Source organism: Daejeonella sp. (genome assembly GCF_049655485.1).
In the GTDB taxonomy this organism is placed as follows: domain Bacteria; phylum Bacteroidota; class Bacteroidia; order Sphingobacteriales; family Sphingobacteriaceae; genus Daejeonella.
Genome location: NZ_JBASJU010000249.1, coordinates 1 through 9,595, shown reverse-complemented (window position 1 = coordinate 9,595; position 9,595 = coordinate 1). Strand labels below are relative to the sequence as shown.

9 protein-coding genes are annotated in these 9,595 nt (G+C 41.6%); 8 read left to right on the top strand and 1 reads right to left on the bottom strand.

Annotated features, from left to right (window positions below; all coding sequences use genetic code 11):
- Positions 1–810, top strand: an 810-nt coding sequence (locus WBJ10_RS10700) for a helix-turn-helix transcriptional regulator (RefSeq protein WP_424290127.1), incomplete at its 5' end; no start/stop codon positions are given.
- A 100-nt stretch (positions 811–910) separates the two neighbouring features.
- Here the strand turns inward: WBJ10_RS10700 and WBJ10_RS10695 are convergent.
- Complete coding sequence (locus tag WBJ10_RS10695; protein WP_424290125.1) at positions 911–1,513, bottom strand: hypothetical protein; 603 nt, start codon at positions 1,511–1,513, stop codon at positions 911–913.
- Positions 1,514–1,681: 168 nt separating this feature from the next.
- On the opposite strand from WBJ10_RS10695, the gene WBJ10_RS10690 reads away from it, so the two are divergent.
- The 7 genes from WBJ10_RS10690 to WBJ10_RS10660 all read left to right on the top strand — a co-directional run.
- Positions 1,682–2,713 carry a glycerophosphodiester phosphodiesterase gene (locus WBJ10_RS10690; RefSeq protein WP_424290123.1) on the top strand — a complete coding sequence of 344 codons (1,032 nt, stop codon included), beginning with the start codon at positions 1,682–1,684 and terminating at the stop codon, positions 2,711–2,713.
- A 153-nt stretch (positions 2,714–2,866) separates the two neighbouring features.
- On the top strand, positions 2,867–3,736 hold the full coding sequence (locus WBJ10_RS10685; RefSeq protein WP_424290121.1) for a YihY/virulence factor BrkB family protein: 870 nt from the start codon (positions 2,867–2,869) through the stop codon (positions 3,734–3,736).
- 211 nt (positions 3,737–3,947) lie between these two features.
- Positions 3,948–5,390 carry a 3-keto-disaccharide hydrolase gene (locus tag WBJ10_RS10680; protein ID WP_424290119.1) on the top strand — a complete coding sequence of 481 codons (1,443 nt, stop codon included), beginning with the start codon at positions 3,948–3,950 and terminating at the stop codon, positions 5,388–5,390.
- 10 nt (positions 5,391–5,400) lie between these two features.
- Complete coding sequence (locus tag WBJ10_RS10675) at positions 5,401–7,368, top strand: c-type cytochrome (RefSeq protein WP_424290117.1); 1,968 nt, start codon at positions 5,401–5,403, stop codon at positions 7,366–7,368.
- A 189-nt stretch (positions 7,369–7,557) separates the two neighbouring features.
- Positions 7,558–7,899, top strand: coding sequence for a hypothetical protein (locus tag WBJ10_RS10670; protein WP_424290115.1), 342 nt, complete (start codon positions 7,558–7,560; stop codon positions 7,897–7,899).
- Positions 7,900–7,983: 84 nt separating this feature from the next.
- Positions 7,984–8,661, top strand: a complete 678-nt coding sequence (locus WBJ10_RS10665; protein WP_424290111.1) for a response regulator transcription factor — start codon at positions 7,984–7,986, stop codon at positions 8,659–8,661.
- The coding region (locus WBJ10_RS10660; protein ID WP_424290109.1) for a histidine kinase dimerization/phospho-acceptor domain-containing protein at positions 8,661–9,595 on the top strand (935 nt) is incomplete at its 3' end. The genes WBJ10_RS10665 and WBJ10_RS10660, both read left to right, overlap by 1 nt.

The window sequence follows — 9,595 nt, the reverse complement described above, 5'->3', positions numbered from 1 at the left end:
CCGGTGATGTTTAGTCCCGAAGAGGCCCTTGCATTTCTAACTGCTGAAAAGCTCGTTGCCCAATTAACCGACGGGCCAAACGCTGAAAATTACAGTTCAGCAATGTTCAAGATCAAAGCCGTACCTGATCAAGATAAAAAAGATTTGCTGCAAAATATCGGGGATCACATTGAGGTTTTCGGAAGGCCGGGAGATAATGGGATTTCTCCTGATTTAAATCTTATTCAACCTGTTTTGAAAAGCATCGATCAGAGAAAAGTTCTCGAAATCAACTATCATGCACGTTATAATCAGGAGAAGACCGAGCGCCTGGTTGAACCCTTAGGAGTATTTTACTCGGATAACAGTTGGCACCTTATTGCCTTTTGCAGGATGCGAAATGATTACAGAGATTTCAGGTTTGACCGTATTTCCTTTATGAATCTTACTGAAATTGATTTTTCGAAGAAGCACAAAACTTTGAAAGAGTATCTGGCTAAATATGATGTCAATTGCTCTAAAGATCTTAATCTCCCTTTAGTAATCATTCGGATTAACAAGAAAAAGGCTTTTTGGCTTGACAGTCAAAAGTATTATTACGGATTCATCGCACAAACAGAAGTGGGGAATGAAATCGAAATGAGTTTCCTAACTTTCTCCCTGCACGGGTTTGCCAGATGGTTCCTGATGTTCGGGGATTGTGCCACGATATTGCAGCCAGAAGCACTCAAGGAAGATGTTAGGGGCTTGATAGGGGTGGTTTCAGAGAACTTGATGTGGATCAAAGAACAAGGATTAAGGAATAAAGACACCCACAAAACGGGTCTGTAGGGTCTGTCATTGGCTTCGAGCCCCCGGCCCTCACGTATTTATGGAGAGCCTTTATAAGACAAGGCAAATTGTCTTTGCTCTTTGTTCCTTGTTCCTTCTGCTAAAACAGTATCTTACTACTAACCTCCTTATCAATACTAATATACCCCGGATATTTCACCAGTTTGCCGCCCACATCAATAGTAGGTTTTATTTTTATAGTGACTACCCCTTTGCGCTCGGCAGCCCCGCTTTCACCACCCCTTACAAAATCCAGGATCTCTTCCATTGTCCTACCATTAGACAGGAAAGAATAGATATTCGAATTAACTCTTACAGGTACAGTTACTGATCCACCCGGCTCCACGCTTACTTTTTGATTTACAAACCCGTTGGCGATTTCCTGATTCTTAATCGATACAATATACTCGAATGCATTGATCGCAGCTTCAGTTGCAGTGGGGTTATTTATAGTAAGATTAACCCGTGCTTTTAGAGGAATGTTTCTTCTGAATAAGGCCAGAGCCAGTTCCGGTACATTTCGGAGTTCTAAAGTACGGTCTTTTATAAGTTTGCTCACATCGCGGCCGGCGATGTACACACTATCCGCCGACGAAATTTCGTAGGTGCATTTTTCCAGTGCCTCGATCTGACGAGCCTGTTTATTTAGTCCGCAACCTGCCATTGTGATAGCAAGCAACAAAATGAGGGATAATCTTTTCATACCTGTGTAACGCTGAATTCGTGCCAAACTTATTAAAGAGTAAGTAGTGGTTGTCTTTAGCTGTTTTGGGAATTATACTTTTTAAAATAAATCGGGATATTTGCGTTAGCTATTAACTTGATATCCAATTAAGCCTCCTAACATCAAACACCCCTTAAAAATCGCTCTATGAGATTCTTTAAACCTCTTTTCATCTTTATGCTAATTTCTATTGTTTCAGGAACATTGTCCGCTCAACAGAAAATGTCTGTTCTCCTAAGTAATCATTCTTTTTCATCAGGAAATACTGAGGTTGGAACTTTGCACACCAATTCAAGTGAAAAGGTTTCATTCAAGTTAAAGGGAAAAGACGCGAAGAAGTTTTTTATAAAATATGACAAGCTTTCTATCGTCGAAAAACACGTTAAGCCGGATGTAAAATGGTACGATGTAGATATTCAAATGAAAGCCGGTTCTTATAAGCAATCTCAAAGCTTTAGGATAGTTAATGATCAGTTTATCGTTAATAAGGTAATTGCCCACAGGGGCGCATTTAAAAATACCGGCGTGGCAGAAAATTCAATTGCCGCCCTGCAGCACGCCATCAGAATGGGATGCCAGGGTTCTGAATTTGATGTTCATATGTCGGCTGACTCAGTGCTGGTGATTAATCACGATCCTACGATACAGGGAATGACGATTGCGACAAGCACAGCAAGTGATTTAGGAAAATTGAAACTATCCAGTGGTGAAAATATGCCCACCCTTGAAGCTTTTCTAAAAGCCGGCCTCAATCAAAACAACACCAAACTCGTCCTGGAGATTAAGCCTACAACCAATAATCCCAGAGCGCTTCAACTAGCTCAAAAAACGGTGGAATTGGTTAAAAGCCTAAAGGCACAAGCCTGGATAGATTACATCAGTTTTGATTACAACATTTGCCTGGAGTTAAAGCGACTGGATCCTTATGCAAGAGTTGCGTACCTGAATGGCGACAAATCGCCAGCAAAACTAGCTGCCGATAAGCTCTGGGGATTCGACTACCATTACAACGTATTTAAGAAAAATGAACATTGGATCGCCGAGGCCAAACAAAAGGGGCTTACGATAAATGCCTGGACCGTAAACGACGAAGCACTGATGAAATGGTTCCTTGAGAGAGATACTGATTTCATCACTACAAATGAACCGGAATTGCTATTCAATATCGTTAAGAAATAGATTTTAGTGAGCTTTTAAGGTTCATGTAAGATTCATCTCGTGCAAGCATTCGTTTTTTAATGCTCCATTAAGAATTGTTACCTTTAAGGCTTGGTTAGCAAGGTTAAAAAAGAGCATAGTTTTCTGACGAATTTGCTTGCATTTGGATCTTTGATGAAAAGAGCTCTGGATGTGCTTAAAGCAAATGATCCGTTGCGTATGGCAGCGGCGACGGCTTTTTTTACCACATTTGCCCTGCCTCCCATCCTGATCATCTTCACCCAGTTTTTCCGGATATTTGTTGATCCTACCAAGCTTAGTTCTGCACTCATCCTCCGGCTTGGCCATATCCTGGGAACCAAAAGTGCGGAACAAGTGGAAAGGACCCTTGAAGCTGTAAGTGGTCTGGGTCAGGAGTGGTATGTTAATATGTTCGGTTTCATCTTTTTGATGTTTGTAGCGACAACACTATTCGATGTAATAAAAAATTCACTCGGACAGCTATGGGAAATCAGAATCAGGCCGCACTCAGGATTTGTCTTCAGAATAAAATATAGAATCCGCTCCCTGGTGATCATTTTTATTGCCGGTATACTCTTCTTTGCGGGATTATTTCTTGAAGGTTTACAAGCGATTTTGGGGAATTATATTGATGATTTATGGGGATTCGGGGGAATGTTTCTGAATAGCGTACTCAATGAACTGGTTTTTGTGGTATTTGTAAGTATTTGGTTCGCCTGTCTGTTCCGTTTTTTAACCGTAGGCCGCCCCAAATGGAAGATAGCCCTTATCGGAGGACTTTTCACTGCGATTCTCTTTACAGTAGGGAAATGGATTTTAGGCTTCCTTCTGATCAACAGTAATATAGGTGCACTTTATGGAGCATCCGGCTCTACGGTTTTGATCATGCTTTTCGTTTTTTACTCGGCACTTATTTTTTATTATGGAGGTTGTTTTGTAAAAGTGTTGAGCGAAGTTTATGATAAACCGATACGGCCGGTAAAGGAGGCGTTTATGGTTGAGACTTTAGAGATTAAGCCTTAATTTTCTTTGTGATAAAGGCAAATTATGGAATCAGAATTAGGTATCTTAACTAAGAAATTTAATTTAGAAACCGGATCTATCGCTATCAAATCCTGTGTTTTAAGAAAACTATATTTTTGAAAGAGGTTTATTAAGATAATTAATTTGATAAACGTTTTAGCATTGAAATTTCCTTATTAACTTTTGCAATTGATACATTATTAAATTTACTATGAAATCAGGAATTAAAATTTGGCGGAAAATTCTTCCCTTAGGCGTTGCTGTTGTCTTATTAACGGGAACCGGACAAGTTTTCGGGCAAACTGCAAAACAAATGGATTTAAATAGCTTATCGGCATTTAAAGATCCTTCAAAGAGCTGGCAAATAGTGTCCGGCGTTAAAGCAGACTTGACGAAACCTAACGTTTTAACGTACACTGATGGTAGTGGGGTTCTGCTAAATCTACCTGATAAGAGAAATAAAGGGGAAGACCTCTATACAATTGAAGAGTTCGGCGACATGGATCTCGAACTGGATTACCTTATTGCACCGGGTTCAAATTCAGGAATTTATCTTCAGGGCCGTTATGAAATTCAGTTAATGGATACTTGGGGCGCAACTATTATTCGGTCTGGAAGTAATGGAGGCATCTATGAGCGTTGGGACGACAGCAAACCTGAGGGACAGAAAGGCTATTCGGGCTATGCACCACGCCAAAACGCGAGCCGGGCGCCTGGACTGTGGCAAAAACTAAAAATATCGTTTCAAGCACCCCGCTTTGATGCAGACGGAAATAAAATTCAAAATGCTGTGATGTTGCGGGTTGAAATGAACGGCACTACTATCCATGACAATGTTGAGCTAACTGGTGTTACCCGCGGATCAATGTCGCAAGACGAAAAAGCCACAGGCCCGCTAAGAATACAGGGCGACCATGGACCAGTGGCATTCCGGAATATTAAAATTACAAGGTTCGATACTCCGCGCGCTCTTGTCGCTAGACCGGTTAATCCTGATGCCGTCGATCCGATATTGATTGATGCAACGGAAAACACCGTTATAAGAAGTTTTATGGATGTACCTGGCGGGCCAAGAGTGGTTCATGCGGTTTCAGTTGGAAGCCCATCTAATGTTCATTATACATATGATATGGATAATGCTTCTTTAGTCCAGGTATGGCGGGGAGGTTTCTTAAATGCAACGCCGATGTGGCACAGCAGGGGAGATGGTTCATCAAGGCCACAGGGAACTGTTCAGCGTTTCGGAAAAATGATGCAGTCTTTAGCACGTCTTGAGAATGCACAAGCAAATTGGCCTGCTGATACTACAGGCACATCATACCGGCAAAAAGGCTATGTATTGGATGTTCAGGGACAGCCAGCTTTCAAATATATGATGCATGGTTCTGCTATTACCGATTTCACGCGTGTTATGAACGATGGAAGGGGTCTAACCCGTGAAATAAAGATTGAAAATCCCGCACAAGGTTTGTTTTTCCGACTGGCAAATGGGGCATCTATCGAAGAGACTTCGCCTGGGCTTTATTTGATTGACAACCAGTCATATTATTTGCGTTTGGAAAATGGCGCGAAAGCAGTTTTGCGGGATCGGGATGGTGGTAAAGAACTAATTATTCCAGCAGGAACAGGTTTCAGTTATTCAATTTTATTCTAATCGGGAAGACATGAAAGCAATATTATCAAGATTCAGTAAAGTTTTATTTGCCGCCCTGACGGTCTCAAGTCTTAATATCACGGCTCAGGAGACACCAAAAGAAGAAGATTTTTCGCGGATATTTAAAGTGGCTACTCCAGAGGGTGTAATCCTTGAAGTTGGCGGTTTAGTGACTATGCCTAATGGCAATCTGGGAGTTTCTACCCGCCGTGGAGATGTATATATAGTCGAGAATCCTACAAGTGCGAGCCCATACTTCCGAAAGTTTGCTTCCGGCCTGCACGAAATACTGGGGCTTGCCTATAAAGATGGCGCACTTTTCGGTGCCCAGCGTGGGGAACTCACCAAGTTGGTAGATACCAATATGGATGGCAAAGCTGATGTATATGAAACGGTTTATTCATGGCCTATTTCCGGCCATTACCACGAATACAGCTTTGGGCCAAAAATCGCTCCTGATGGTTCGTTTTTCGTAACTGGAAACGTTGCTTTTGGGAATGAGGAATGGTGGAGAGGTGAAAGCCGTGTGCCATGGAGAGGTTGGGCAATGAAAATCAGCGCCGACGGCAATAAAATGGAGCCTTGGGCAACTGGGATGCGCTCGCCGGCAGGAATCGGGGTATTAAATGGTGATCTGTTCTATACAGACAATCAAGGAGACTGGATGGGGTCAGGAGCACTTTGGCAGGTTGTTAAAGGAGATTTTATGGGACATCCTGCCGGTTTAGCGTGGACTGGCATGCCAAATTCTCCGTTAAAATTAACAGAAGCTAAATTTAACTCGCTTATTGATCCAAGAAAAACAAAGAATGCACAAGGACGATATATAAAGCCAGAGAATGTTGTGAACGAAGAGTTTAAGACTCTCTTCGATATGAAGAAAGAGATTCCTGAACTTCGCTTACCTGCAGTTTGGCTTCCATATGGAATACTCGGAATTTCGACTTCGGAGCCAATTGTAATTCCTAAGGGAAGTTTTGGGCCGTTCGAGGGCCAGGTCTTGGTCGGCGATCAGGGTATGAGCATGCTTTCGAGAGTTTTTCTTGAAAAAGTTAACGGTGAATATCAAGGAGCATCTTTTGTATTTAGAACCGGATTTCGCTCGGGTGTTCTGAGAATGGCGTGGGCCCGCGATGGCTCACTTTTCGTAGGAGAAACAAACCGCGGTTGGGGTTCGGCCGGCGAAGCAAATGAAGGCTTACAGCGCCTGGTTTGGAATAATAAAACTCCCTTTGAGATGAAAGCCGTTAGGGCAATGCCTGATGGATTTGAAATCGATTTTACTCAAGCAGTTGATCCGAAATCGGCGACTGATATTGCTTCCTATGACATTGAAAGCTATATTTACAAATACCATGCGGTGTATGGAAGTCCACCGGTGAATACCGAAAAGCTTAAAATAAAGGGAATAAAATTATCTGAGGATGGAATGAAAGCCAGGTTGGTTGTTGATAACCTTCGAAAATATTATATCCACACCATTAAACTGGAAGGTGTACGGGAGAAGGACAACTTTTACTCATTAGTTCATCCTACAGCATATTACACCTTGAATAATATTCCGGAAGGGCCAAAATTGTCAATGACTGAACTGAGCACCAGGAACTCGGCTGCTGTAGTTTCGGCAAAACCTGCTGTTACAACTCCTGCAAAGACAAGTGTTACGGCTGCTAAACCAGCGGTAAAGCCAGAAGCAAAACCAGCTGCAAGCGCTGCAAAATCTCCAACTTTCAACGATGTCAAAGCGATGCTTACATCATATACATGTCTCGCTTGTCATAGCCCCGACAAAAAGCTTGTGGGTCCTGCTTTTAGTGAAATCGCCAAGAGAAAATATACAGCAGATAAGATTATTCAGCTAATACATAACCCGCAGCCTCAAAACTGGCCGGATTATCCGACTCCAATGCCGCCGATGCCTCAGGTTAAGCGAGAAGATGGGCTGAAGATTGCTGCATATATTAACTCACTAAAGTAGTTTAGGCAGGAAATAGAAGTTTTGGTTTTAAGTTTGGATTCCAGCAATTCAAAATAATTCCAAAACTTCATTTTTATTTCATGTTCGTGTATCATCTTTACACCAAAATCTCGTACATTAATAAAAAGAGATATATTCCTTCATGTTCGTTTGCCCGTTTTTCAGGTAAACTCTCTATTTTTGTGTGAAATGAAACTTTTCCTATTTTATCGTATAACTTTTATCGTCATTCTAGCTGCACTTTCACCGTTCGCTTTAATGGCTTCATCAGTTGATATCGATAAACCGATGAGACGGGAGCTTCTAACAAGTTTCCCGATGTTTCAAGATACCACCGGTTCAAAGAAAAAAACGGCTGATAAACCCCGGGAAGGGCAGAAACCAACCAAAGATGAAATACAGGACCGCCTGCGGGAAGTGCAAAGACGCGCAATAAAAGAAGTTCCAAGATCTTTGCCTAAATTGAAACCACAACGGGTTACCGAACGGATTAAAATAAACAGGCCTCCAATAAAGGGCCCCCGGAATTGATAAGAGAGCAATAATTTCATCGGGGATTTATCATTTTGACCGGACTCGGAAAAGGATAAAAACACCCATTATTTTTATTCTGATTTGAAAGTACTTCTGATTGAAGATGAAAAGACACTTGCTTATGAGATCGAAGCATTTCTAAAAAAAGCGTTCTATATCTGCGATCTTGCCCATAATGCCCAGAAAGGGCTTGAAATGCTGGGTTTGAATCCCTATGATTTCATTCTGCTTGACCTTGGATTGCCTGACCTCGATGGCCTAAAGGTGTTGGAACAAGCAAAGAAGCTTAATCCCGATGCGGCCTATATTATTCTAACCGCAAGAGGAAATATCGAAGACCGGATTATTGGGCTGGACCTGGGTGCGGATGATTATCTGCCCAAACCATTCTCCTTACTTGAGCTACAGTCCAGAATGCAAGCTATTTCAAGGAGAAAGTTTAATATCAACACCCAGGAAATCGAGTTGGGTGAATTCTCCATTGACCTTCAGAAAAGGATTGTCAGCCATTCCAAACGTGAAGTTGAGCTAACAAGAAAAGAATTTGATCTTCTAAGTTATCTATTGCTCCATAAGAACCGGGTGCTTACGCGTATGCAGCTAAGTGAACATATTTGGGGAACATTTGTCGATGATGATTACGATTCTAATTATATTGATGTTCATATAAAGAATATCCGTAAAAAACTCAGTGCTTTTGGCCCGGTAGAATGGCTCGAAACCGTTAGAGGTGTCGGATACAAAATAAGGAAGCAGTAGTGAAACTCATAAGCAAGCTAACTTTATTTGTCACACTGTCCAAGCTTGCTGTGGTGCTGCTTTTTGTATTCGTATTACCTTATCTGATCAGCGACATCGCGCGGGGTTATACTGATTTATACCTTCAGCAACAGAAAGAGAAAGTTCTGGATGTGATCTCCAAAGACGGGGTTAATAGTTATTTGCAAGGCGAAGAGAGTTATGGTAGTTATACCATGCTAAAAGAGGAGTATATATCTCTGGAGCCAATCGATGAAAATTTCAATATCGACACGATTTATACAGATGAACGGATAATTGAAGAGGACACACTAAGCTACCGGGTTCTGACGCACGCATTTCTCGCAGGCGACAAGAAATATTTAATGGAGGTTGGGAAAACTACTGCTACCATTGATCAATATAACCGACCGCTCCAAAAAATTGCTACGTATGTACTTCTCGGGTTAATCCTTTTTACATTAATAATTGACTTGTTTTACACCCGCTTCCTGCTGCGTCCATTGGGTCAAATCATTCGCACAAAAATCAGTAACCGGAAATTTCCCTTCAACGAAAATTCGGTCCCTATAAAAACATCAACCACAGATTTTATTTTCCTGGATACTTCCCTTATCAACCTTATGGAGCAAATTCATGAAGCATTTGAGAAGGAACGGGAATTCACTGCCAACGCCTCGCATGAACTGATGACACCAATTGGAATACTTCAAAATAAGATCGAAAATCTAATGGGTGAACCGGAAATCGGGCAATTGGTTCAGGAACGCCTTATAGGGATGCATCGGACATTAAACAGGCTTAAGCGCATTGTTCACTCACTTCTTCTTATATCAAGAATCGACAACGATCAATTTAGCAAGAACGAATCCATCACTCTAAAGGAATTATTCAGCGACATTGAAGAAGAAATTAGCCATAGGCTCAGTGAAAA

Excerpts from the sequence above, each read along its gene's own strand:
- WBJ10_RS10695 (WP_424290125.1), bottom strand. The coding sequence starts at position 1,513 with ATGAAAAGATTATCCCTCATTTTGTTGCTTGCTATCACAATGGCAGGT.
- WBJ10_RS10690 (WP_424290123.1), top strand. The coding sequence starts at position 1,682 with ATGAGATTCTTTAAACCTCTTTTCATCTTTATGCTAATTTCTATTGTT.
- WBJ10_RS10685 (WP_424290121.1), top strand. The coding sequence starts at position 2,867 with ATGAAAAGAGCTCTGGATGTGCTTAAAGCAAATGATCCGTTGCGTATG.
- WBJ10_RS10680 (WP_424290119.1), top strand. The coding sequence starts at position 3,948 with ATGAAATCAGGAATTAAAATTTGGCGGAAAATTCTTCCCTTAGGCGTT.
- WBJ10_RS10675 (WP_424290117.1), top strand. The coding sequence starts at position 5,401 with ATGAAAGCAATATTATCAAGATTCAGTAAAGTTTTATTTGCCGCCCTG.
- WBJ10_RS10670 (WP_424290115.1), top strand. The coding sequence starts at position 7,558 with ATGAAACTTTTCCTATTTTATCGTATAACTTTTATCGTCATTCTAGCT.